Genomic DNA, 26,457 nt, shown 5'->3' on the forward strand with positions numbered 1-26,457 from the left:
TTGAACGTCAAAAGGCTGTTATATCAAGCTTTATATGACTACGAGCAATACCTAATACTTTTGTTGGCGAAAATATGTTCGCTATGTTAGAATAGACGAACGCATGTGGGAAGGCAGCTGCTTTCCTGCTTTTAACGTGTACTGAAATTAAGGGGGTATTCCATTTATGATTGAACGGCAGGAAGATCGTCAGTTTGACCTAGTTTCAAAGTATCAGCCAACAGGTGACCAGCCTGAAGCTATCAAGGAATTGACGGCAGGTATCGACCAAGGTAAGCGGGCTCAGGTACTGTTAGGCGCGACTGGAACTGGGAAAACTTTTACTATTTCCAACGTGATCAAAAACGTGAATAAGCCAACGCTGATCTTGTCTCATAACAAGACGCTGGCTGGCCAACTTTATGGTGAATTTAAGGAATTTTTCCCCAATAACGCGGTTGAGTATTTTGTCAGTTACTATGACTATTACCAACCGGAAGCGTACGTGCCATCTAGTGATACGTACATTGAAAAGGATTCTTCAATTAATGATGAAATTGATAAGCTGCGGCACTCCGCAACCAGTTCGTTGTTGGAACGCAACGATGTGATCGTGGTGGCGTCGGTGTCATCGATCTTTGGTTTAGGGGATCCCACCGAATATAAGAACCACACAGTGTCCCTTCGCGTCGGTCAGCAAATTGAACGCAATGACCTGATGCGCAAGCTGGTGGATATTCAATTCGAACGTAATGATATCGATTTTCAGCGTGGCCGATTCCGGGTTCACGGCGATGTGGTGGAAATCTTCCCGGCTTCCCATGATGAAAAAGCTCTGCGAATCGAATTCTTCGGTGACGAGATCGACCGAATCCGTGAAGTGGATGCCTTAACGGGTGAAATTGTCGGTGATCGCGATCACGTAGCGATTTTCCCGGCGACTCACTTTATGACTAACGATGATATCATGGACCGTGCGATTACTGGGATTGAAGCTGAATTAAAGGATCGTCTAGCCCACTTTGAAAAAGAAGGTAAGCTACTAGAGGCTCAGCGGCTTAAGCAACGAACTACTTATGATATTGAAATGCTGCGGGAAATGGGCTACACCAACGGGATCGAAAACTATTCACGCTTCATGGATGGTCGTAAACCTGGGGAGCCACCGTACACCTTGCTAGATTTCTTCCCGAAAGATTTCCTGTTGGTAGTGGACGAATCCCATGTTACCATGCCGCAAGTTCGCGGAATGTATAATGGTGACCGCTCTCGGAAGCAGCAGTTGATCGACTATGGGTTCCGGCTGCCAAGTGCACTGGATAACCGGCCGTTAAAACTAGATGAATTTGAAAAACACATTAACCAGGTGGTTTATATGTCGGCCACACCCGGTGATTATGAGATGGACCAGACGAATACAGTGGTTCAGCAAATCATTCGACCAACTGGATTACTGGATCCAACGGTTGAAGTGCGGCCAATCATGGGGCAGATGGATGACTTGGTTGGTGAAATCAATAAGCGCGTCGATGCCAACGAACGGGTCTTTGTCACCACGTTAACTAAAAAGATGGCTGAGGATCTCAGTGATTATCTCAAGGATCTGGGCATTAAAGTGGCTTATCTGCACAGTGATATTAAAACGCTGGAACGGACCCAGATCATCCGTGATCTACGGTTGGGCAAGTACGATGTGCTGGTCGGCATCAACCTGTTACGTGAAGGAATTGATGTTCCTGAAGTTTCCTTAGTCGCTATTTTGGATGCCGATAAGGAAGGCTTCCTGCGTAACGAACGGTCCCTGATTCAAACCATGGGCCGGGCTGCGCGGAACGTTCATGGTGCGGTTATTATGTACGCTGATACGGTGACGGATTCCATGAAAAAAGCGATGGATGAAACCGCTCGGCGGCGAAAGATTCAAACGGCTTATAACAAGAAACATCACATTACACCGAAGACAATCAAGAAGGATATTCGTGATTTGATCAGTGTGACTAAGCCGGATAAGAATGCCGGCAAGAAGGATGACTTTGTTGAAACTGACTTTGAATCCATGACACTGGAGCAGCAAAAAGACATGATCAAACGACTGGAAGATGAAATGCGCAGTGCGGCTAAGAAACTCGATTTCGAACACGCCGCAACGCTGCGTGATACTGTACTGGAATTAAAAGCTGAATTAGATGGGTAACGAGGGAGCGATTGTTTTTGGCAAATGATTATATTGATATTCACGGGGCAAGAGCCCATAACTTAAAGAACATTAACGTCAAGATCCCCAAAAATAAATTGGTCGTGGTGACCGGTTTATCGGGCTCTGGTAAGAGTTCACTGGCCTTTGATACGCTTTATGCTGAGGGGCAGCGGCGCTATGTCCAAAGTCTATCTTCTTACGCTCGCCAATTTTTAGGTCAAATGGATAAGCCGGATGTGGACTCGATCGATGGGCTTTCACCCGCAATTTCAATTGATCAAAAAACGACCTCTAAAAACCCCCGTTCAACGGTGGGAACCGTGACTGAGATCAACGATTATTTACGGCTGCTGTGGGCTCGGGTTGGGACACCAATCTGTCCTAACGACGGGACTGAGATTACTAGTCAATCAGTTGAACAGATGGTGGATAGGGTGCTGTCTTTGCCTGAACGCACTAAGCTGCAGATTCTCTCACCAATTGTGCGTGGCAAAAAAGGCCAGCATAAAAAGGTTTTCGATAAAATTAAACGAGAAGGTTTTGTGCGGGTTCGTGTTGATGGCGAGGTCCACGACGTTGATGAAACGATTGATCTCAATAAGAACCAGTCGCATTCCATTGATATCGTGGTCGATCGAATCGTCGTTAAGAAAGGCATTCGTTCGCGACTGTTTGATTCTTTTGAAGCAGCGCTACGTTTAAGTGGCGGTTATGCCGTTGCTGATTTGATCGATGGCGAACCAATTATGTTTTCTGAACACTATGCCTGTCCCATCTGCGGTTTTACGGTGGGTGAACTGGAACCACGGCTATTTTCGTTTAACGCGCCATATGGTGCCTGTCCCGACTGTGATGGTCTGGGGATGAAGCTGGAAGTGGATCCTGATTTGATCGTGCCTGATAGGACTAAAACGTTGAATGAAGGGGCATTGGCACCTTGGAATTCCAGTTCTAAATACTATCCGGAAATGCTGCGTCAGGCTTGCAAACAAGCTGGTATCGACATGGATACCCCTTGGGAGAAGCTATCTGCCAAAGACCAGCAATTTGTTTTGTACGGGTCGAAGGGCAAGAATTACCACTTTTTTTTAGACAGTGATTTTGGTGGGGTCCGAGAAACGGATGCCCCATTTGAAGGAGTCGTTAACAACGTGGAACGGCGGTATCACAATGGTTCGGACTTTACTCAGGGCCAGATGCAGCAGTACTTCCGTGAATTGACCTGCCAGACCTGTCATGGTTACCGGCTGAACCGTAAAGCGCTGGCCGTTAAAGTCGGTGGTCAGCACATCGGTGAAGTTTCTGATTTGGCGATCAGTAAGGAATTACCATTCTTTGAAAAATTACAGTTTAGCGAACAAAACGCAACCATTGCTAAACCAATCTTAAAGGAAATTCGGGATCGGTTGACCTTTTTGGAAAACGTTGGGTTAGATTATTTGACGCTGAGTCGTTCAGCGCGAACCTTATCCGGTGGGGAAGCTCAACGAATTCGGCTGGCGACTCAAATTGGCTCGAACTTATCAGGCGTTCTCTATATTCTGGATGAACCCTCAATTGGGTTGCACCAACGAGATAACGACCGGCTGATTGCTTCATTAAAAAAGATGCGTGATTTAGGGAACACCCTGATCGTGGTGGAACATGATGAAGACACTATGTTAGCTTCAGATTATCTGATCGATATTGGACCAGGGGCTGGTGAACATGGTGGTGAAGTCATGGCTGCCGGAACGCCGAAACAGGTAACTCGGGTCAAGAAGTCGTTGACTGGTCAATACCTGTCGGGGAAGAAGTTTGTACCAGTACCAACCGAACGTGGTAAAGGTAACGGCAAGAAGATTCGGATTACCGGGGCGGCTGAAAATAACCTGAAGAACATCACCGTTGATTTTCCCCTGGGTGAATTTGTGGTGGTGACTGGGGTCTCTGGTTCTGGTAAGTCGACGCTGGTCAACACGATCTTAAAGCGGGTGCTGGCGCAGAAGCTTAATCACAACTCAGAAAAGCCTGGGAAGTATAAGTCAGTTAGCGGTATCAAGAACATTGAGAAAGTTATCAATATTGATCAAAGTCCCATTGGTCGGACACCGCGAAGCAATCCAGCCACCTACACGGGTGTCTTTGGTGACATTCGTGGGCTGTTCGCTCAGACCACCGAAGCTAAATTGCGGGGTTATCAAATGGGCCGGTTCAGCTTTAACACTAAGGGTGGCCGTTGCGAAGCTTGTCACGGTGATGGGATCTTAAAGATCGAAATGAACTTTTTGCCAGACGTCTATGTGCCTTGTGAAGTTTGTCATGGTTCCCGCTACAACTCTGAAACCTTGGAAGTTGAGTATAAGGGTAAGAATATTTCTGATGTTCTGAACATGACGGCAGATCAAGCACTGGACTTCTTCAGTGCCATTCCGAAGATCACCCGCAAGCTGCAAACGATTCACGATGTTGGCCTAGGTTATGTGACGTTAGGTCAAGCAGCAACCACGTTATCTGGTGGTGAAGCCCAGCGGATGAAGCTGGCTTCAGAACTGCAGAAGAAGGCCGATGGTAAGAACTTTTACATTCTTGATGAACCAACGACCGGACTGCACACGGATGACATCAAACGCCTGTTAGTGGTTTTGCATCGTCTAGTGGATAAGGGCAATACGGTCTTGATCATTGAACATAACTTGGATGTGATCAAGACGGCGGATTACTTGATCGATTTAGGGCCTGAAGGTGGCGACGGTGGCGGCCAAGTAGTTGCGACTGGGACACCAGAAGACATTGCTAAGGTCAAGGAAAGCTATACCGGTCAGTATTTAGGACCAGTCTTGAAGCGTGATAAACAACGGATGGCGGATCAAACTGCTAAAACAGTCAAGAGTAAATAACATTCAATTTAAATCAACTAAAATTAGTTCCAGTAAGAACCGGTGAATTTCCGGTTCTTACTGGAACTTTTTTGACTACCTGTGATAATTATAAAAATAAGCCATTATGATATTTTTGTTCTAATTATTTAGCCAAATGAGTGTTCTTTTTTGCTTACTTTTAGTATAATCGAAGTTAGTTATACATTATTGGAATAAAGCCTTAATATTATTAATAGTTATATTTAAAAGCAATTTATTTCTGGAAAGATTGTTGAGCTATGTAGGGGGGGTACATAGTATGTATTTTTTTGTGAATGAACGGGTTGCCGAGCAAGGCTCAGGAATTGAACATGCGCAAGTGCAACGGGGATTACTATTTCGGAAGAATCAAGTCTCATTTAAGATCGTCACTCGAACCTATACCCAAACCGGGCATCGGGATATTTTAGCATGGGGCGTTAATGACGCTGAGCTGATCAACCTATTTGATTATTACGCCCAGACAGAATACGTGCCGGAACATCCAGTTCACGCTAAAGATGTGGACTGGGGCGGACGCACACCCGCTGTGCTTGAAGCGGATAAAAATAAGCCAGACACGACTTTAGTCTGGGAAGATACCGATAAGCAAAAGTTTATGGGCCGGATTCATACGGATCCCAAACATGATAACATTGTGACTTTCACCGAAGTGTTCGAACATTTTGGTAATTTGTATAAGGTGGATTTTTACGATACCCGCGGTTTTGTCTCTAAAACCCAGTACGTTGATCCTGATGGAACACCGAATACCAACGTTTATTTAGACTTAGATGGGCGTCCGGTGATCGAAGAATTCTTACGTAAAAAGCCATTGCGGCCAAGCGAGATCAACTTGCGGAAACGGAAATTCTTTGAAGCAGAGGGGCAACGCAAAGCGAATGCTAAGTTAAACGGTGAGGACTTCAAAGCAGGCAAATTTGAGACCCCCAAGGATGAAGCCATTATTACTGGCTACCGCTTAGTCAAACCAAACGGGTTCACGTACGTATTGGATTCCTTTGATGAATTGACTAAGGAATTTTTAAATGATTTAAACAATGATTTCTTTAGTGAAAAGACGCCTAACGTCTTCATCTCTGATCGGAGCAGTGGTGCTAGCGATGGCATGATCAACATGGAACAGCCAGCCTATAAGGTCTTACATCTGCATAACCTGCACGCTTCGGATACCCGGGATGTGATGACTACCGATGCCAACAATAACTATGAATATGATTTAATGAACATTAATCGCTTTAACGCCGTAGTTTCGGCCACCAATAAGCAGCGTAGAGATGTCAATAAACGGTATAAATCAGCTGCTAAGGGCTTTACGATTCCCGTTGGTGTTGTGCCACAGGCTATTCGTGATTTAGACCGCGTGCCAATGGCTGACCGTGATCCGCACTCCGTTTTGATGATCGTCCGGCGGGCACCCGATAAGCGGATCAACGCGGTAACCGAGGCGCTGATGATTGCTAACCGCGAACATCCTGGGTTGAACGCCCATCTAGACGTTTATGGTTACTTTGATGGCAGCAATAATAATCAGACTAATCGCGACTTGTTGAAGTTATTTGAAGAGTTTAAATTAGCCAAGCCGACCATGTTAGATGATCATGATCAGCCAACCGACGATATTACCAAGGTTCGCCGAATCGAGTCCGATGTGGTGACGTTACACAACTATGTTACAGATCGTGACGAACTCTACCGCATTCATCGGCGCCACCAAGTTTATGCCTTAGCTTCGATCATGGAAGGCTTCAATATTTCCATGATGGAAGCCATGGCGAACGGTGAACCAGCCATTTCGACGGACGTTAATTATGGTCCCAACGATCTGGTGGTTCACGGTAAGAACGGTTACTTGACTCGCTGGGCACCACAGGGTGAGGAAAGTTTGTTCGTTAAAGAAATGGCGGATCGCTTTTACGAAGTTTTTAGCAGTGATAAAAAATTGCAGGAGCTTTCTGATCAAGCCTATGATCTGAGTTCCCGTTACTATGAGGAAACGGTTTGGGATGCTTGGAAGCAGTTAATTGCTGATGCCAACAAGCAATGGCCGGAGCTGTATCAGCAGCATTTTGACCTACCACGGTATGGGGTTGCTTATAAGGGTGAGATGGATACCCAATTCCAGCTTGGCCAACGGGCTAACGAAATTACCTGGCGTGGGCCAAAGTCCGTGAAGTACTTTAAGCGGATGAAACAATTGGAGGGACAGTTATGAAATTATACGTTGATAAATCAAATAATCCTAACTTGGACCCGACAGTTGCGGCGACTGTAAAAAAAGAAAAGGATGCCGGCAATCCAGCTAAAATCGTGGTTCGGGGCTATTTTCCTAACCAGCATGCCCACCTCAAAGATTACGGGTTAGATAGTGGTGATTTGCTGAATATGTACGACGTATTTTTAGGAACTGTGGATATGCCTGAAAAAATCGTTCACTACCGTTATAATCCGGAAATCGACAAAACCAGGTACCATTTGGAAGGTACCGATTTTGCATTGGCACGTGCCAAGCGTGATGGTGTAGACTATGGCCGAACAATGATCGATATTGACCTTTACGGTGAACAGCCGTTAGGTCAAGTGTCCATGTTAAACTATCTCGACCGGCGTGAAGAAAACGTGGTGTCAGATATTTGGGACTGGCGCGGTTTTCGGTCAGCTACCCGCTATTACACCACGTTTGGCGGCCTCTCACACATCACCTTTTACAATGGTGAAGGTAAGGTTGGTGCCCAATCATCATTTATGTGGCAACACTTGGATGGTAAGGGGCCTAACGAATGGCCAATCGTGCAGACCAGTTTTGAAATCATGGATTACGATGGTCAGCACAGGTGGTTCGACAGTGAGCAGACCGCTTTCGACTATTTCTTAAGTAATGAAGTTAAAAAATATGATGCAGATCTCATCATGAGTTAAGTGCAGTTTTTCTAAGGGGGAGTTAGAGATGAGCAGTAGGTTCAGAAATTTAAAGGACCAAGATGACGTGACGGAAAAGCGTCATTACAAGATGTTTAAGGCTGGCAAGAGATGGATGTACTCTGCCATTCTGCTGTTTTTTACTACTATCAGTGCCTACGTGATCGATGATGGCAATACCGCGCAAGCTGATGCGGTTACAACGACTAAGAATAATTCACCGGATACAACGGCGAAGGCTGATAGTGCGGGCCAGTCGCTTCAAGCTAACACATACACGCTTCAGCAAAGTGCCACGGCAGCAACCACCAACAGTATGGCTGCTGATACCAGCGTTGCCTCACCAAGCAGCGTTTCTTCAAGCGCGGCTTCTGATGACGCCAGTATCGCCGTTAAAGTTGCGGATGATGTCACTGATAAAGCAACTAATGAACTCGCTTCAGATGATGCCCAAAAGACAGCTGTTAAAACTGCCGAATCTGCAGGGATAACTGTGGCCAGTTCGACTGAAAGTAAAAATGCAAATGTTAGCGCTAACAGTGGTACACCAACAGCGGTTCAACCTGTTAAGAGTGACAGTACGGGAGCATTTTCCGCAAGCGCTGGTAGTACGTCAGCTTCTGACAAACAGACCAGTGCTAGTGCTGGGGCAAATTCTAGTAATGGTTTGACTAGTGCAGGTTCTACGAGCGGTGCTGCTTCTGCTGGGAGAGATTCAGTTGTTTTGAGGACGCCACCGGTTAAGGCGGGATCGTTGACGCCTGAACAGCAGGAAATGTCGAATTCGATAACTTCAGCAACCAATAATTTAACTTTGCTTACTAATGCCATTACTAATATAAACGCAGACTATTCTTTGGGAATGGCAGCAACTTACGCTGGTTCAAACGGATTTGCCAGTTCGAGTGCCTCTTTAATGAATATTTTCATTGCAATGACTGCTATCTATAATGCCTTTTATGGTACAGCTACACCCCAGGCACTCACCTCTTATTCTAATGCGGTTTTAAGTATGACCAAAAGCTTAACAGGTGTTTTGAATAGTCTTAATGCTGCAACGAATTCGACATCTGTTCAGAATTTAATGAAGCAGTTTAATGATCTATCGAACAGTATTACGTCTTATGCGTCAAATGCAACTAAGCAGAACTTGGCAGCGGATAATCAACTTAATTCTTTTGCCAATATCATCATGCCATATGCTTCGAGCGCCGCATCTTCTTTTACTGCTGAGGCTAAAGAAGTTAGTGGGATAGTTGCGGGATTAACGCAATATCCGAACTTAGTGGGTGCTACTGCCGTTACTTCTATGACATCTGTTTATAATAGCTTGTCTGCAGCAAACGCTTCGGCTATCGCTGTTTCTGAGGCTCTTGCGTCGATGTTCAATAAAACAATTATTATTTCAAATACTGCAATACTCCAGAATCAACTTGACTCTTTGAATGCTGCAAGTATTGCTGGAAGTTCAGCTGTTAGTCACCTAAATACGCTAGAGACTGCTGCTTACGCAACAGCTTCTACGGCTATTACAGCGCAAGCAACAACGTATTCAAATGCATTAGCTGGATATGAAAAGTCTATGACGGTGTGGCCTGCGTTAAGTGCAGCGTTACCCGTGATATCTGCTAGTTTGGCGGCCACTGGCGGGGCTAGTTTAGCCACTGTATCTAGTGCTCTTACTAAATTAAATAGCATTATGGCTGCTGTTAACACCGACACCGTTTCGATGGGCAAAGCTTACACTGAGGCGTCAACGGCTGTAAATACAGCGAGAGACAGCAAAGATCTTGGGGCCGCACTAGTTGCACTAACTGATATGAGTGCAGCAACAAGTAAAATGATTCAATATTACGCTTCAGCAGGATCAGGGACCAATTATGGTATGGGCGTCACTGGATTCTCGTCTCCCAAAACTTCCATAAGTGGTGTAATAAACTTCCCGTCACTTTCTACAAGTATGAGTGGCGCTAATGCTAAGTTCACGACGCAAGCTAAACAGATTACCACTAATAATTACACTTCAAATGCTAATTTTAATGCCACCGGGTCAGCTTTATTAAGTGGATTGGTTAATTCTATGAATGCCGCAAGCAATGCTGCGGGTACTTTGGTAACTTCTGGACAAGCTGTAAGTAACGCGGTTAATACCCAAATAGCTGCAGGTCTTACTCAAAACTTAGGAAGTATGGCTAACTTAGGAAGTATGGCCTCAGCGTTTATCGGTGCTTTAACAAGTGCTGGTTCATTCGACTCTCTTGCTGGGACGATGAGTGATACCTACACCAAATATTCCACAGCTTCTGCATCTGCCGCAGTTGTCAATGCAGCACTTCAAGCTGATCTATCAGCTAAGACTGCAATCGCAAATGTTAATACTACGATTGCTAGTTTAAGTAACGCTATTCAGTCAGTAAGTGCCGGTTTGAATGGAATTAGTGGTGGCGTAACAAGTTATGGTGGGTCTGATGCCCAATTAAGCACGGCTAACGGAACCGTTACAGATACATTAGCTGCCTTAAATGCGTCATTGACAGCCGTTCAGGCACAAAGGACCAATCTAAATAACATTTATAATTCACTTGAAAATGATATTAACGCTGGTTCATACGGAGCTGCTGCAACATACAATGATGCACAGACTCCTATTAGTAATGCGTTAACAGCTGCTAATACAGCATCAACGGCTGCAGGTACAGCAACGACGACGGCAAATAATAACCTTACAAGTGCTTCCAACCGAATCACCATTGACAATGCAGTTTCCGTAGCTAACTCAACGCTAGCATCGGCAACTCCAACATCAACGGGCATTGATAACACTGCTAAGGCAGGTGCCGATTTACTCACAAGTGCTCAGACAACGGCCAGTGGTTATTTGACCAGTGGTACCAGTTTGGCCTCACTCATGGGTAGCTTAACAACAGCTGTTAATAGTTTACAGACTGCAAACACTGGCGCCAATACCGCTTACAAGGCTGTAACGTCACTTTCTGATGCAATCAAGACCGCTGATACAGCTAATAACGCATCAGGTATGTCAGACTTACTTACTAGTTTGGCAACCGCAGCTGCTAAATTGAAAGATATTTCAGGTGTTGCAGCAACGTTAAGCGGACAAGCTGCCATACTTGCCGATCAAGTAGGCGTAGCAACCTCCGTAGCATCCGCAACTTCAACGCTTAATCATTTATCAGCTGCTTCAACAGCCGTTTCAAATGATTACCAGAATGCATTAAACAACTATAATGCTTTATCGACATCAGCCGAGACTAATAAGTCGGATGCTTCAGTTGCAGCGCTACTTAATAACGCTAAGACTAGTCTAGATAGTATTGGTGCAGTTTCAACTGCGGCCAGTGCTGCTTATAACGGGATGTCTAATGCGGTCAACAGCATGAGTACTGCAATTACTAATGGTAGTTATTCAGCTGTGAGCGATTTAGTGCAGAACTTTAATACAGGTTCGTCAGCATTTAACGCTAATAGTAATGTGACCGCTGGTAGTTCCGCAATTACGAGTGATTCTAACGCATTCACTGGCTTAACTTACACGAATACCTTAAACAGTGCTCTTGCTTCAGCACAAACGGATGTTACAACGGCTACTAGAGCTAGCGATGCGATTAAGACAGCATCTCAAAGCGTTTCGAAAGCCATTAATGATTACGCATCAGTTGCTGCATCGACTGGTGTAACGGACAACAATACGAGTTTAGCTGCTAATCAAACGGTTGCTAGTGGTGCTGTTACAGCCGCTAATTCGGCTGTTACGGCTATTCAAGCTGCTTCAACGGCATTGAGTTCAGCACTTGCCAATGGTGATTTAGCCACAGCAAGCAGCATTGTTAATTCAGTGACTACGAGCACTTTAGCTTCAGCTGCGAATGCTGCAAAGACTGCCACTGATCAGTCCACTTTAGCTTCGGGTACTGAAAGTACGGTTAATAACTGGCACATGGGTCAAGATGCTAGTGTAGTCGCATCAACAGCTGCATCAGCTTCAACAGCGGCAAACCAAACGACTAATTCGACTGCTGCTAGCACTGCTGTATCTTCCGTTACTAACCTATTAAATGATTATTCAAATGATGCTGATCTTATTTCAGCATCAACAGCGATCAATAGTATTAGTGCAGCTATTCAAGCTGCTTCAACAGCTGCCGCATCCGCTGCTAAATCAGCCCAGTCATTTGCGGATAATGCGTCAACAGCAGCAACTAATAATAATAGTGCAGCAGTTAGCTCTGCGTTAACTTCTGCATCAGTTCAATTAAACAGTGCAAACAATCAATCAAGCATTGCTTCCACAGAAGCAGGAAAACTTGCTAATGAGATTGCCAATGCTAACAGTGCACATGCAAGAAATGATGCTTCAGCGGCTGCGGTGAATGCCAGCGTTGCAAATAAAGCGTCTGGAGCAGTAGCTGGGGAATCCAATGCTGTTTCTACAGCTGCCGGTTCAATTGGTAGTATGATAGCGAACTATCCAAGTGATGGTTCATTAATCAGTGCAAAGAACGCAATCGACAGTGTCAATGTGGCAATCAACACCGCCACAACGTCAGCTGCCTCGGCCTCATCAGTCGCATCTAGCGCGGCCAAGGAAGCCAGTGAATTTGCACAGGCGGGCAATAGTGCGTCGGCAAGCTCTGCTTCAGCTGTTGCCTCCACGGCAGCTAGTGATGCCAAGACAGCTTCCACGACCGCTGCGAGTGAAGGTGCCAAGATCAATGATATTTTAAGTGGTGCCACAACAGCGCACATTAATGCTGATGCTTCGGCTGCCACTATAAATGCTGGGGTCGCAAATACAGCGTCTGGAGCAGTGGCTGGGGTATCCAATACTGCTTCTACAGCTGCTGATTCGATTGCCAGCATGGCAGCAAACTATCCAAGTGATGGTTCATTAGCCGGTGCGAAGACCGCAATCAACAGTGTCAGCGCGGCAATCAGCACCGCAGCAACGTCAGCTGCATCGGCCTCATCAGCCGCATCCAGTGCGGCCAGCGCAGCCAGTGAGTTTGCTAAAGCGGGTGAGAGTGCCTCCGCAAGTTCTGCTTCAGCTGTTGCCTCAACGGAAGCGACCAAAGCCAAGGTGGCCTCCGCAACCGCTGCGAACGAGGGCGCTAAGATCAATAACATTTTAAGTGGTGCCGCAACGGCGCACGTCAATGATGATGCCTCGGCTGCCACCGTGAATGCTGGAGTAGCTAGCGATGCCTCCGCGTCAGTAGCAATTCAGTCAGGGACTGCAAGTACCGCTGTAACGTCAATTGCCAGCATGGCTACAAACTATCCAAGCGATGGTTCATTAGTCAATGCGAAATCCGCAATTGATAGTGTCAGTGCGGCAATTAATACTGCGACAACATCAGTTGCATCAGCCTCAATCGCTGCTTCGAATGCGGCCAGCATGGCGAGTGATTTTGCAAAATCGGGCAATAGCGCGTCAGCAAGTTCTGCCTTAGTTGCCGCTTCCACGGCAGCTAGTGCAGCCAAGGATGCTTCCACAATTGCTGCTACCGAGGTTGCTAAGATCAATGACATTTTGAGTGATGCCACCAAGGCGCACGTCAATGATGATGCTTCAGGTGCTGCTGTGAATGCTGGGGTAACCAGTAATGCTTCTGCATCAGTAGCGATTCAATCAGGTGCTGCAAATACCGCAGCAACGTCAATCGCCAGCATGGCCGCGAACTATCCAAGCGATGGTTCATTAGTCAATGCGAAATCCGCAATTGATAGTGTCAGCGCGGCAATTAACACTGCTACAACAACGGCGACATCAGCCTCAACTGCTGCATCCAGTGCAGCCAGCGCGGCAAATGAATTTGCACAATCGGGCAACAGCGCATCCGCAAGCTCCGCATCAGTAGCTGCTTCCATGGCAGCTAGTGCAGCTAAATCGGCTTCCACAATTGCTGCGGATGAGGGTGCCAAGATCAATGGTATTTTAAGTAGTGCCACTACAACGCACATCAATGATGATGCTTCCGCTGCCGTTGTAAATGCTGGGACAGCTAACAATGCCTCCGCATCAGTAGCAATCCAGTCAGGTGCTGCAAATACTGCGACAACGTCAATCGCCAGCATGGCTGCAAATTATCCAAGTGATGGTTCGTTAACCAATGCGAAGACTGCAATTGACAGCGTTAGCGCAGCAATTAACACTGCCACAACAACGGCAACATCAGCCTCAACCGCCGCTTCGAATGCGGCCAGTGCAGCCAGTTACTTTGCACAATCGGGCAATAGCGCTTCAGCAAGTTCTGCCTTGGTTGCTGCTTCCACGGCAGCCAGTGCAGCTAAGTCGGCTTCCGCAATTGCTTCAACCGAGGGAGCTAAGATCAATGATATTTTAAGTGGTGCCACAACGGCGCACATCAATGATGATGCTTCAACTGCCACAACGAATGCTGGGACAGCTAGTGATGCCTCTGCGTCAGTAGCAATCCAGTCAGGTGCTGCAAGTACTGCCGCGACAACGATATCCAACATGTTATCAAATTATCCAAGTGGTGTTTTATTATCTGTTGCCAAGACCGCAATCGATAGTGTCAGTGCAGCAGTTAATACTGCAACAACGTCAGCTGCTTCAGCCTCAACCGCTGCATCCAGTGCGGCCAGCGCAGCCAATGAATTTGCAAAATTAGGTGAAAGTGCGTCTGCAAGCTCTGCATCAGTAGTTGCTTCCACGGCAGCTAGTGCAGCCAAGTCGGCCTCCACAACTGCTGCAAATGAGGGTGCCAAGATCAGTGGCATTTTGAGTGGTGCCACAACGGCGCACATTAATAACGATGCCTCGGCTGCTGCCTCAAATGCTAGGACAGCCAGTGAAGCCTCCGCATCGGTAGCAACTCAGTTAGGTGATGCAAGCACCGCTGTAACGTCAATTGCCAGCATGGCCGCAAACTATCCAAGCGATGGTTCATTAGCCAGTGCCAAGACTGCAATTGATAGTGTCAGTGCGGCAATTAATACTGCGACAACATCAGCTGCCTCAGCTTCAACCGCTGCATCCAGTGCGGCCAGCGCAGCCAGTGACTTTGCAAAATCGGGTGAAAGTGCATCCGCAAGCTCTGCTTCAACTGCCGCTTACACGGCAGCTAGTGCAGCCAAAGTGGCTTCTGAAACTGCGGCGAACGAGGGAGCCAAGATCAATAGCATTTTGAGTGATGCCACTAAGGCGCACATTAATGATGATGCAAGCAACGCAGCCAAAGATGCTTCCACAGCCGCTGATAGTGCTGCGGCAATTGATAAAATTGCTTCCAATGCTAGTTTAGTTGCCTCCAGTATTGCAAGTATGGCTAGCCAGTATCCGAGTGATACTGCGTTGAACAGTGCTAATTCAACCGCTAAAGATATAGCTTCGAATGCCTCAAGTGCTGCGCATACAGCCAGTGGTGCCGCAAGTAACGCTTCCAGCGCAGCGACAGTCGCTAGTTCCGCTGCCAGTGCTGGTGAGAGTAGTGCCACTAGTTCTGCTAGCGTGGTTGCTAGTGATGCTTCCACGGTTGCCAGCAATGCCACCCAATCGTTCAATGACATGAGTACTGCCGCCAGCACGGCCAACAGCTTGGCTAGTGATGCTAGTTCTGCAGCGAATATTGCCAATACTGCTTCAAGTGTTGCTTCCAGTGCTGCTTCAACTGCCAATTCTGCTGCCAGTGCCGGTAACTACAGTGCTGCTGGCGCTGCATCCAGCATGGCTAGTGCGGCTTCAAGTACAGCTGCTAGTGCTGCAGCTACTGTTACCAATATCTTAAATAGTCTGGTTAGCATCGCTACGAGTGCGCACATTAAGAATGATTTGAGTGTGATTGCGAGTGACTCAGTGGTTACGAATAGTTTGGCTGCGGGTTACCCAGACGATGGCACATTAAGCAAGCAAAATACCGATTTAGCAAATGTTAGCGGATCAGCTGCGTTACAATCGGCAGCTGCTTCTAACGCAACTGCTGCCGCTTCAGCTGCCTCAACAGCTTACAGTAATGCCATTGCCAAAGGTGATGATACTGCGGCAGCGACTGCTTCAACAGCGCTTAGTACTGCCAACACGAATTTAACTGCTGCATCTACTGCAATTATGAATTTGAAGAATTCAGCAGACAGTTTAAAGAACGCAGCTATGATTCAGTACGCAGGTGATGATGCCACTAGTGCTGCCACCAGTGCTGGAGTGGCCGCAAATCAGGTCAAGGGTGCCAGTTCCACGGTAGAAAATGTTGCTAGCTTAGCTAAGAACTATAGCAGTGATACGGCTTTAAGCAGTCTGACCATTGCCGCTGGTAGTTTTGCAACAATAGCTTCGAACCAAGCAAGTATGGCTAATGATCAAGCTAAAACGGCTTCAAGTGAAAACGCAAAAATGAGCGATCTGCTGTCCAACAAGGATTCAGCCGGATTCAGCGCCGTCTCCACGGCTGTATCCAGAGCTTCGTTAGCTGCTTCGACAGCTTCAGTAGCTGCCTCAACAGCCATGAATAGTCTAACCAGTGTGGTCAATGCTGCTAATACGCAGCATATGATTGATGACGCAAGTAACGCTGCTAGCGCTGCTTCGACAGCTGCCGGTAGTGCTGCCTTAACCAGCCAAGCCGTTTCTGGTACCAGCTCAACCGCCAACAGTATTGCAAGTATGGCCAGTCAGTATTCAGGTGATTCTGCTTTAAGCACTATCGCTTCAAACGCTAAAGATTTAGCCTCGACTGCATCCAGCGCTGCACAAGTAGCCAGTGATGCTGCAATTAGCGCTTCTAATGCGGCTTCAGTTGCTAGTTCCGCTGCCAATGCCGGTGATAGTGGCGCTGCTAGTGTCGCTAGCTTGGTCGCTAAGGACGCTTCAACGGCTGCCAACTCTGCTTCGATTGTTGCTGGTAATGCCATTAAATCGTTGAATGATTTGAGTACCTCAGCTGCCAACACCAACATGAACGACAATAGCAGTGCCGCCGCAAGCAATTCAGCAGCTGCCAGCTCAGCTGCTAGTTCGGCAACGACTGACTCGACTAATGCTGCAAGTGTTGCTAACTCGATTAAGAGTGCGGCTAGTGATTATCCAAGCGATGCCAATTTGAGTAGCACTGCCAGCACGGCTGGTAGTTTAGCTAGTGCTGCCGGTTCTGCAGTGAGCGTTGCTAATTCGGCTGCTAGTGCTGCTTCAACGGCTGCCAATACTGCCAGTTCTGCAGCCAATGTCGGTAACTCTAGTGCCGCCAGTACCGCCGCTTCAACCGCTAGCTCGGCTGCAACCATCGCTGCCAGTGCAGCATCCGCAGCCTCGACTGCTTTGAGTGCTTTAAACAGTTTAGGTAACATTGCTACAAGTGCCCACATCAAGAATGATATGAGTGTAATTGCGAGTGACTCAGCGGTTACGAATAGTTTGGCCAAGGATTATCCAAGTGATGCCACATTAAGTGGGCAAAACACTAGTTTAGCAACTATTAACAATTCGGCTATAGGCCAATCAGCCGCTGCCTCAACCGCGGCATCGGTCGCTTCATCTGCTTCAACGGCTTACAGTAATGCTGTTACCAAAGGCGATAGTGTTGCGGCATCATCTGCTTCAACAGCATTCAGTAATGCCAATACGGACTTAACCGCCGCAGCCAGTGCAATTACTAATTTGAAGAACTCAGCAGACAATTTAAAGAACGCAGCCATGATCCAGCACGCAAGCGATGATGCTAGTGGTGCTGCCGCTAGTGCATCAGCGGCCACTACCCAAGTTACAAGTGCTAGTGTCATGGCACAGGGAGCTTCTGACTTGGCTAATGACTATAGCAGTGATAAGGGATTAGGTAGTCTGGCCAGTGCCGCTGGTAGTTTTGCAACGGTAGCTATTAATCAGGCAAGTACAGCTAGTGACCAAGCCTCGACTGCTTCAAGCCTGAAGAACAGTTTAGCAGGGACAGATCCAGCTGATCTCAGTGCTGCTTCCACGGCTGTTTCTAGCGCATCAGTAGCTGCTTTGTCAGCATCAGTAGCCGCCTCAACAGCTATGAATAGTCTGACCAGTGTGATCAATGCCGCTAACACGCAGCATATGACCGATGATGCAAGTAACGCTTCTAACACAGCTTCCACAGCTGCTGGTAGTGCTGTGTCAACTAGCCAAGCCGTTTCTAATACTGGTTCAACTGCCAATAGCATTGCAAGTATGGCTAGTCAGTATCCTAATGATCCAGCTTTAAGCACTGCCACTTTAACCGCCTCAGGTTTAGCCTCGACTGCATCCAGTGCTGCGAAAGACGCCGGTGCCGCTGCAATTAAAGCTTCAACAGCAGCTTCAGTCGCTAGTTCCGCTGCCACTGCTGGTAAGAGTAATGTTGCTAGTTCTGCTAGTGTGGCTGCTAACGCTGCTTCAACGGTTGCTAACGCTGCTTCAATTGTCGCCAGCTCGGCTGTCAAATCGTTGAATGATTTGAGTGCCGTAGCCACCGGCATCAATATGAGCGATAACGCCAGTGCCGCTGCCAACGTTTCAACGACTGTCGGCTCGGCTGCTAAATCGGTAGCGACTGACTCGACCAGTGCTGAAAGTGTTGCTAACTCAATTAAGAGTGCGGCTAGTGATTACCCAAGCGATGTTGATTTGAGTATCGCCGCCAGCACGGCCGGCAGTTTGGCTAGTGATGCCAGTGCTGCAGTGGGTGTTGCCAATTCCGCTTCCAGTGTTGCTTCAGCTGCTGCGTCAACTGCCAGTTCTGCGGCCAGTGTCGGTAACTCTAGTGCTGCCAGCACCGCCGCTTCAACCGCCAGCTCGGCTGCAATCCAAGCTTCCAGCGCTGCGTCTACAGCCTCAAGTGCTTCGAGTGCCTTAAACAGTTTGGCTAGTGTTGCTATGAGTGCCCACGTCAAGAATGATTTAAGTATCATTGCCAGCGGTTCGAGTGCTATTTCCAGCATGGCAGCCAGTTATCCAAATGATGGCAGCTTGGCCTCTGACAATAACTCAACCGCAAGCCTTGCCGGTGTTGCGACAACTGAGTCATCTGCAGCTAGTTCCGCTTTGACTAACAGTGAAACTTCTGCCTTCAACAGTGCTTCAAGTGCCATTGCTAGTTTGAAGACATCAATGAACAATCTGGCTTCTGCAGCAACAGCGACGCACGAGAAGGATGATGCCAGTGCAGCATCGAGTTCCGCTAATGTTGCCAGTTCGGCAGCATCGGTAGGCTCAACAGGGGCTTCAACCGCCACGAATGATGGATCAGCGGCTGCTAGTCAAGCGGCTAGTCACCCATCAGATGCTAGTCTTCAGTCAGCTGCTTCTACTGCTTCTTCAGCAGCTAGTGTAGCCAGTTCCGCGGCATCGGTTGCTTCCAGCGCAGCTAGTGTAGCAAGTTCTGCTGCCTCGGTTGCCTCCAGTGCGGCCAGTGCTAATAGTTCCAGTGCTGTAAGTCTTGCTTCCAGCATCGCTTCCAGTGCCGCTAGTGTGGCAATTGAAAATGCCAGCTTAGCAAGCTCAGCTGCCTCAGTAGCTGCTAGTGCATCTAGCGCAGCCAGTTCGTTAGGCGCCATCGACAGTGCATATGAGTCTTCGGTTGTTGTAAGTGAAAGCGGAGTTAACACATCTAATAGCAGCAGTGCCAACCTTAGTGAGAGCGCTGCAAGTCCTCTCTCAGTATCCAATAGTGCTTCAAATGAGAGTAGTTCAGCCGGTGGACCACAAAGCATAGGAATCTCAGCACCAACTCAGTCTTCAAATGGTGCTTCAAATAAAAATAGTTCAGCGGGCAACAAGGGTTCAACTACTGGACCGAATAGTACAGGGATTCCAACGCCAACTCTGCCTTCAAACGGTGGTACCCAAAACGGTAGTCAGCATTTCGAGGGCAATGGACCAGCCGAGGGTAATGGACCAGCTAACCTGGCTAGCAAAGAAGCAATAATTATTGGTCACAAAGATTCAGTAGATCAGAATCAATCAGTAGATCAGAATCAAAATGGTGTAACACCTTCTGGTCAAGCAAATATCGCAGGCAACAAATTGCCACAAACTAATGACGAGAATAACAAGACCGGTGCTGTAATTGGCCTAGGTCTTGCAGGTTTGTTGATGTTGTTTGGATTGGCAGGTCGTAAGAAACGTAAACAAGACGATAAGTAATCGTTGTCGTTAACAAAAAGCGCGCAGAATTCGTAAATTCTGCGCGCTTTTGTAGTGTAAAAATTAAAGTAACACGGTAATTAAAATTAGAGCACTAGCAACCTGGATAATCATCAGGCCACCGCCGTATAAAACCAGTTTCTTACCCGCTTTAACGAAGGCTGCAAAGTTTAGTCGCAGCCCAATGGCAGCTAAGACGGTGACTTCACACCAGCTGGACAGGCCGTGAGCAAAGTCAGAAATAGTTGTGTCAAAATGGAGCCAAGAATTAAGCGCACATAACACCACAAAGCCAATCACGTACCAGGGTAAAGCCCGCCGCCAACTATTTTGTACTGTGGTTTCGACCCCCTTAGCCGACTGATTATGCTGGTGGATTCGGCTAAAAATGACGACCACCGCAACCAGCATGATGATTCGTAAAATTTTAAACAGCGTGGCGTAGGTCGTGGTGGGGTCGTTGACCATGGTGGCACTGGCAATGACTTGTCCCACTGACTGGACGGTGCCGCCAATGAGCGCACCCCGTAAAAAATTATTATGGTGAAAGGCCAATAAACTAATCACCGGCAGCGTCAGCATGAGGATCGTCCCCGAAAGGTTCACCAAGGTGACCGCCAACCGTTTATCTTCGTCCTTGGCTTCAATGGCGGGGGTGATTGCAGCAATTGCCGAAGAACCGCAGACGGCATTGCCACCAGCCATCAGTAACGTCATGCCCTCTGAAAAGTGCAGCCGTTTTCCTAATAGCAGGGCACCGCAAATAGTAATGGTCATCTGCAATAAGATGAAGATGATGCCGGTTAAATGTAAGTCACGAATCGTCTGGAAGGTGATAGTGGCGCCCAGCAAAAGCACGGAGTATTCCAACAGCCGTTTTTCTGACCAAGCGGTTCCGCTCTGCCACATGGGCTGGCGGATGATGGTATTGCCAAGCAAAATTCCGATCAATAAGGCAACGGTAGGTGCACCGATTCCCTTAATTAAATAGGAATTGATCAATTGACTAATAATGGCAATAATGAAGCTAAGAATAAGTCCTGGCAAAACTGCCCGTTCTGGTTTCACTAATATCGCGTCCTCTCTATGTACTTGTTGAAGTATACAGAAATTGGTATCATTAATAAAATATTAAAAATTAATAGATTCTATTAATAATCCTAATGAATGGGGGAAAAACAGTGAATAAGCTTTTGATCACCTTTATGGCCGTCTATGAAACCCGTAATTTTTCGTTAGCGGCTAAACAGCTCTTTATTTCTCAACCCAGTGTTTCGGTGCAGATCAATCAGTTGGAAAAACAGCTTGGCATCAGTTTATTTGACCGTAGCGGCCACCGCCAAGTGCAGCCCACACCCGCTGCAGTTCGACTGTATAGCACTGCTGAACAGCTGCGGCGGACCTGGGAGCAGGGCGTTGAGCAGCTTAAACAATCCGTTGAACAGCCTAAGATCAAAGTGACGTTGGGCTTTTCGCAAACTACTTCGGTTGAATTACTGCCGCGGGTGATTCAATCACTGTTGGCGGATGTTCGTTTTCAATTTGAAATTCAAACGATGAACTCTGAAAGCATTTTGCAGGCTGTAGTTGATCGGCGAGTCGCGTATGGCATCATTGAAAAACCAATTGTGGCCGATTACGTGTTGCAAACGGAGCTTCCAGGAGATCAGCTGGTTCTAGCTGGCCGTCCAGATGAAAAATTGTGGCTGTTACGTGAGCCCGGTTCCGGTGTACGCCACTATACGGAAGCCTACTTGCATGAGCAAGGCATCGTACCACAGCGGACACTAGTTGTGGACAGCAACCAGAGTATTATTGGCTTGCTGACTCACGGCATTGGAAAAACACTGATGTCTGAAGGGATACTGCCAAATAACGTTACCCATCAGTCGATTGGGGAACAGTATCATCGACATTTTTACCTGATTGGTCTGGATCAACAGCCCAACGCTCAGTTAGCTAGTTCAAGGGCGGTACTGAGTCGGGCCATGAAGCAATAACTGGCATCTAATGGGTTGCCCTTAGTCGCCACAATCGCTATGATTAACTTATATTATTGAATATACAGGATAAGGAGTGAGGGATATGTTTAGTATGCGACCGAAATGGGGATTTGACTGGCACGAATTAATTACGGGTGTTTTAAGCTTGATTGCGGCTTACGTCGTCGTTGGGATACCGCGAGTCAGTCTGACAGCGATGGCAGTCATTTTTGGCTTTTTAGCGATTCTCAGTGGGCTGACGACGTTATCTGGTGTTAGCAAGCTGCGGGAATTTGTTGGTAACTGGGCCAATGCGGCCTTGGTGTTTGCCTTGATTGACTTATTGATCGGCGTTTTCTTTATCATTAGACCCAGCAGCGGCATCGTGGTGCTGGGGTACCTAGTGGCCTTCTGGTTCTTGATCGACGCGGTTGAGCGCTTAATGGTGGTGGGACACCTGCGTGACTTTGGTTCTGGCTATTTTATTGCCTCGCTGATTTTAGATATTTTGTCATTGCTCATTGGCATCATGCTGCTGATCAACCCAATCATTGCCATTATGTCGATGACGTGGCTAATTGGGTTTTACCTGATCGTTTTTGGCATTAATGCGATTATGCTAGCGTTTGCCCGGCGATAATTAACGGTTAAAATAGTAATCATAAAGGACTGCCAGTGAGGTTTAACTGATTGGCAGTTATTTTTTTGCAAAACACCCGGTTAAAATTAGTAATGAAACGCCTGGTGTGTTAGAATGTTTAAATGATTGTATTGATTGGAGATAGAACGAATGAACGATGATGTACAATTAGTCATTATTTCTGGAATGAGCGGGGCTGGTAAAACAGTTGCCATGCAGGCCTTTGAAGACCTTGGCTATTTTTGTATCGATAATATGCCGTCGTCATTAATGAGCAAGTTCTGGGAGCTGGTTCAAGAAACCGGCAAAATCAAAAAAGTTGCCGTTGTGATTGATTTACGAACAAAAGCTTTCTACGACGAAACGTTTCAAATGACGGATGATATTTCAAATCTAAATCGGTCTGACTCAGCTCAAATCGTCTTCTTAGACGCGGATGATGAGACGCTGGTTTCACGCTACAAGGAAACCCGCCGTTCCCATCCGCTGGCCCGAAATGGCCGAGTAGTGGACGGCATTAAAGCGGAACGTAAACTATTGGCACCCCTTAAACAAGCGGCCCAGCTGGTCATTAATACGACACAATTGTCACCGCGTAAGCTGCGGGAAGAAATTTTCCATAACTTTGAAGCGGGCGACATTGAGAAGTTTCACATTGAACTGATGTCGTTTGGGTTTAAATATGGCTTGCCAATTGATGCTGACATTGTGATGGATGTGCGGTTCTTACCTAATCCGTACTATCTGCCGGAGCTTAAGAATTTAACCGGCGTCGATCAGCCAGTTTATGATTATGTAATGAAACAGCCGGAAACGGAATCTTTTTATCAGCAATTTTTAGGGTTATTAAAATCCACCTTGCCCGGGTATAAACGGGAAGGTAAGAATAATTTAACCATCGCCATTGGCTGCACCGGTGGACAGCACCGGTCAGTAGCCTTGGCTGAACGGATCGGTAATGCGCTGGGAGAAGATTATCCCGTGCACATTACTCACCGTGATATTTCAAAGCGAAAGGAATCAAATTAACTATGATGGAAGAACGACATCAGCCTAAGATCGTGGTGATTGGTGGGGGAACCGGCTTACCAGTCATTCTTCGCAATCTTAAGGAACAAGATGTAGACATCACTGCCGTAGTAACCGTGGCAGACGATGGTGGCTCATCTGGAATTATTCGCAACTATGTAAACGTGGTGCCACCTGGAGATATTCGTAACGTCGTGGTGTCACTGTCGCAATTGTCACCATTGATACTGCAGCTGTTTCAGTACCGGTTTGACAGTAAGGATCAATTCTTTGCCGGCCATGCATTAGGTAACCTCGTGATCGCCGCTTTGTCTGAAATGAAGCACGGTATTTTTGACGCGGTTCAGGAACTCTCAGATATTATGCAGGTCGATGGTCACATTTACCCGGCTGCTAACGAACCGTTGGAGCTCAACGCCGAATTTTCTGATGGGTCAACGTTAACCGGCGAATCAGAAATCACGGCTGCTCACAAACTGATCAAACACGTGTGGGTGACTTCCAGCGCCCATAAAGATGTCGCGCCCAAGGCCGTGGATGAAGTGATCGACGCCATTATGGATGCGGATCAAATCGTGCTGGGACCGGGGAGTCTATTTACCAGCATTCTGCCTAACTTAATGATCGGTAACGTGGGCGATGCGCTGCGTAAGACGCAGGCTGAAGTGGTTTATATTTGCAATATCATGACTCAAAAAGGTGAAACCGAAAAGTTCACGGATGCCGACCACGTGCGCGTCTTGAACCAGCACTTAAAACAGCAAGTCATCAATACGGTATTGGTCAACACCCAAAAGGTACCAGATGAATACATTGATTACCAACGCTGGAACGAGATGTCCCGCCAAGTGGTCCATGATTTCCACGGGCTACGGGAACAGGGCTGCCGGGTGATCTCTGCCGATTTCCTGGAACTGCGGGATAACGGGGCCTTTCATAACGGCGAGCTGGTGGTTAACGAACTGATGAACCTGTTGGGGCAGGTCACATCGCGGTCTGCTGAAGGGAGGTAGTGCCAATGTCATATGCCAGTGAAGTCAAAAAAGAGCTGACGACACTTGTTGTTCATCGTGACAATGCCAAGGCTGAATTGATTGCTTTGATTCGGATGAATGGGTCGATTGCGATTTCTAATCACCACTTTGTCCTCAACATTCAAACCGAGAATCCGGCTATTTCACGGCGAATTTACCAACTTTTGAAGCAGTTTTACGATGTGGAAAGTGAGTTAATGGTCCGGCGTAAGATGAAGCTCAAGAAGAACAACCTGTACATTGTCCGGGTGAACGAAGGTACCGATAAAGTTTTGGCTGACCTCGGTATTTTTAAGGATGGTCAGCTGACTGAAAAAGTGTCGCCTGAACTGTTAAAAAGCGACGGTCAGGTTCGGTCGTATTTAAGAGGCGCTTTTTTGGCTGGTGGATCAGTTAATAATCCAGAAACGTCGCGTTATCATTTGGAAATCTATTCCGTATATGAAGACCATAATCAGATGATTGCGGACATGATCAATCACTATGATTTAAATGCCCGGACGACAGCTCGGCGCGGCGGTTTTATTACCTACATTAAAGAGGGCGAGCGGATTGCTGACTTTCTTTCCTTAATTGGAGCTTCTAGTGCCATGCTTAAATTTGAAGACGTGCGTATCATGCGTGATATGCGCAATTCAGTGAACCGGCTGGTCAACTGCGAAAATGCCAATATGGATAAAGTGGCTAACGCATCGACCAAACAGATTGAAAACATTAAGTTTATTCAATCAACGGTGGGCTTAGACCAACTGCCACCTAAATTACGGGAAGTGGCTGAGATTCGGATGGCCAATAGCGAAGTCAGTTTGAAAGAACTGGGGGCCATGCTGCCCAGCGGCGCTATTTCAAAATCTGGCATCAATCATCGACTCCGTAAGATTAGCGACTACGCAGATAGTTTAAGAACAGCTAAAGTAGTATAGAAAAAAGGCGAATTCCTAGGAATTCGCCTTTTTTGGTACGTCTTTAAAAATTATTTACGATCCTTTGTGCTGGTCATAATTGAATCAATCAGACCATAATCAACCGCTTCTTGAGCCGTTAAGTAATGGTCACGTTCAGTATCAGCGTTAACTCGCTCAATTGGTTGACCAGAATTATCGGCTAAGATCTTGCTGATCATCTTACGAGCCTTCAAGATTTCTTCAGCCGCAATTTCGATTTCAGTTTGTTGACCTTGAGCACCACCAGATGGTTGGTGAATCAAGACTTGTGAGTGTGGCAATGCAAACCGCTTGCCCTTGGCACCAGAAGATGCCAGAACACTAGCCATTGATGCCGCCATACCAGTAACGATGGTTTGAACATCAGACTGGATGAAGTTCATGGTATCGTAAATCGCCATACCAGAAGTGATGACACCACCTGGAGAGTTGATGTATAAGTAAATATCTTTCGTAGAATCTTGCGCATCCAAGAACAAGAGTTGGGCAATAATGGCGTTTGCCATATCGTCTTCAATTGGACCGGAGAGCATGATAATTCTATCCTTTAATAGGCGAGAGTAAATATCATAAGCACGTTCGCCACGGGAAGATTGTTCAATAACCGTTGGGACTAAGTTCATAGTCTTGCAGCCTCCTTATGATCTATATTGGATTAGTCATTTGACTAACTATTTTGTAGTTTAACCTAAAGGTCAAGAAAGGTCAAACA

General features: G+C 46.9%; 12 protein-coding genes. 10 read left to right on the forward strand and 2 right to left on the reverse strand.

Features of this window, described 5'->3' with window-relative positions:
• The first annotated feature begins 166 nt into the window (after nt 1-166).
• The 5 genes from uvrB to FFM73_RS00790 all read left to right on the forward strand — a co-directional run bounded on the left by uvrB (nt 167) and on the right by FFM73_RS00790 (nt 20,116).
• Nucleotides 167-2,173, forward strand: a complete 2,007-nt coding sequence (gene uvrB / locus FFM73_RS00770) for an excinuclease ABC subunit UvrB (protein ID WP_137629894.1) — start codon at nt 167-169, stop codon at nt 2,171-2,173.
• A gap of 17 nt (nt 2,174-2,190) precedes the next feature.
• The gene (gene uvrA, locus FFM73_RS00775) at nt 2,191-5,055 is read left to right on the forward strand and encodes an excinuclease ABC subunit UvrA (RefSeq protein WP_137629895.1); all 2,865 of its coding nucleotides are present in this window, start codon (nt 2,191-2,193) and stop codon (nt 5,053-5,055) included.
• Nucleotides 5,056-5,335: 280 nt separating this feature from the next.
• Entirely contained in the window at nt 5,336-7,291 is a 1,956-nt protein-coding gene (locus tag FFM73_RS00780) for a glycosyltransferase (RefSeq protein ID WP_137629896.1), read from the forward strand.
• Nucleotides 7,288-7,995: a glycosyl transferase gene (locus FFM73_RS00785; RefSeq protein WP_137629897.1), complete on the forward strand. Its 708-nt coding sequence runs from the start codon at nt 7,288-7,290 to the stop codon at nt 7,993-7,995. The genes FFM73_RS00780 and FFM73_RS00785 overlap by 4 nt, the downstream gene beginning before the upstream one ends.
• 28 nt (nt 7,996-8,023) lie before the next feature.
• Nucleotides 8,024-20,116: an LPXTG cell wall anchor domain-containing protein gene (locus FFM73_RS00790; RefSeq protein WP_137629898.1), complete on the forward strand. Its 12,093-nt coding sequence runs from the start codon at nt 8,024-8,026 to the stop codon at nt 20,114-20,116.
• A gap of 63 nt (nt 20,117-20,179) precedes the next feature.
• Here FFM73_RS00790 and FFM73_RS00795 read toward each other — a convergent pair whose 3' ends face one another.
• Complete coding sequence (locus FFM73_RS00795) at nt 20,180-21,184, reverse strand: YeiH family protein (protein ID WP_235874417.1); 1,005 nt, start codon at nt 21,182-21,184, stop codon at nt 20,180-20,182.
• Between the two features lie 113 nt (nt 21,185-21,297).
• Here FFM73_RS00795 and FFM73_RS00800 point away from each other — a divergent pair, with 113 nt between their 5' ends.
• The 5 genes from FFM73_RS00800 (at nt 21,298) to whiA (ending at nt 25,724) form a co-directional block, all read left to right on the forward strand.
• The gene (locus FFM73_RS00800) at nt 21,298-22,116 is read left to right on the forward strand and encodes a LysR family transcriptional regulator (RefSeq protein WP_171001141.1); all 819 of its coding nucleotides are present in this window, start codon (nt 21,298-21,300) and stop codon (nt 22,114-22,116) included.
• An 85-nt stretch (nt 22,117-22,201) separates the two neighbouring features.
• Nucleotides 22,202-22,738, forward strand: a complete 537-nt coding sequence (locus tag FFM73_RS00805) for an HdeD family acid-resistance protein (protein WP_137629900.1) — start codon at nt 22,202-22,204, stop codon at nt 22,736-22,738.
• A gap of 150 nt (nt 22,739-22,888) precedes the next feature.
• On the forward strand, nt 22,889-23,767 hold the full coding sequence (gene rapZ / locus FFM73_RS00810; RefSeq protein ID WP_089136487.1) for an RNase adapter RapZ: 879 nt from the start codon (nt 22,889-22,891) through the stop codon (nt 23,765-23,767).
• A gap of 2 nt (nt 23,768-23,769) precedes the next feature.
• Nucleotides 23,770-24,780 (forward strand): gluconeogenesis morphogenetic factor MgfK, encoded by a 1,011-nt coding sequence (gene mgfK / locus FFM73_RS00815; protein ID WP_137629901.1) that lies wholly within the window; start codon nt 23,770-23,772, stop codon nt 24,778-24,780.
• Nucleotides 24,781-24,785: 5 nt separating this feature from the next.
• On the forward strand, nt 24,786-25,724 hold the full coding sequence (whiA, locus tag FFM73_RS00820) for a DNA-binding protein WhiA (RefSeq protein ID WP_137629902.1): 939 nt from the start codon (nt 24,786-24,788) through the stop codon (nt 25,722-25,724).
• A 50-nt stretch (nt 25,725-25,774) separates the two neighbouring features.
• Here whiA and FFM73_RS00825 read toward each other — a convergent pair whose 3' ends face one another.
• On the reverse strand, nt 25,775-26,368 hold the full coding sequence (locus FFM73_RS00825) for an ATP-dependent Clp protease proteolytic subunit (RefSeq protein ID WP_137629903.1): 594 nt from the start codon (nt 26,366-26,368) through the stop codon (nt 25,775-25,777).
• Between the last annotated feature and the right edge of the window lie 89 nt (nt 26,369-26,457).

This window comes from Secundilactobacillus hailunensis (assembly GCF_005405185.1).
Taxonomy (GTDB): Bacteria; Bacillota; Bacilli; order Lactobacillales; family Lactobacillaceae; genus Secundilactobacillus; species Secundilactobacillus hailunensis.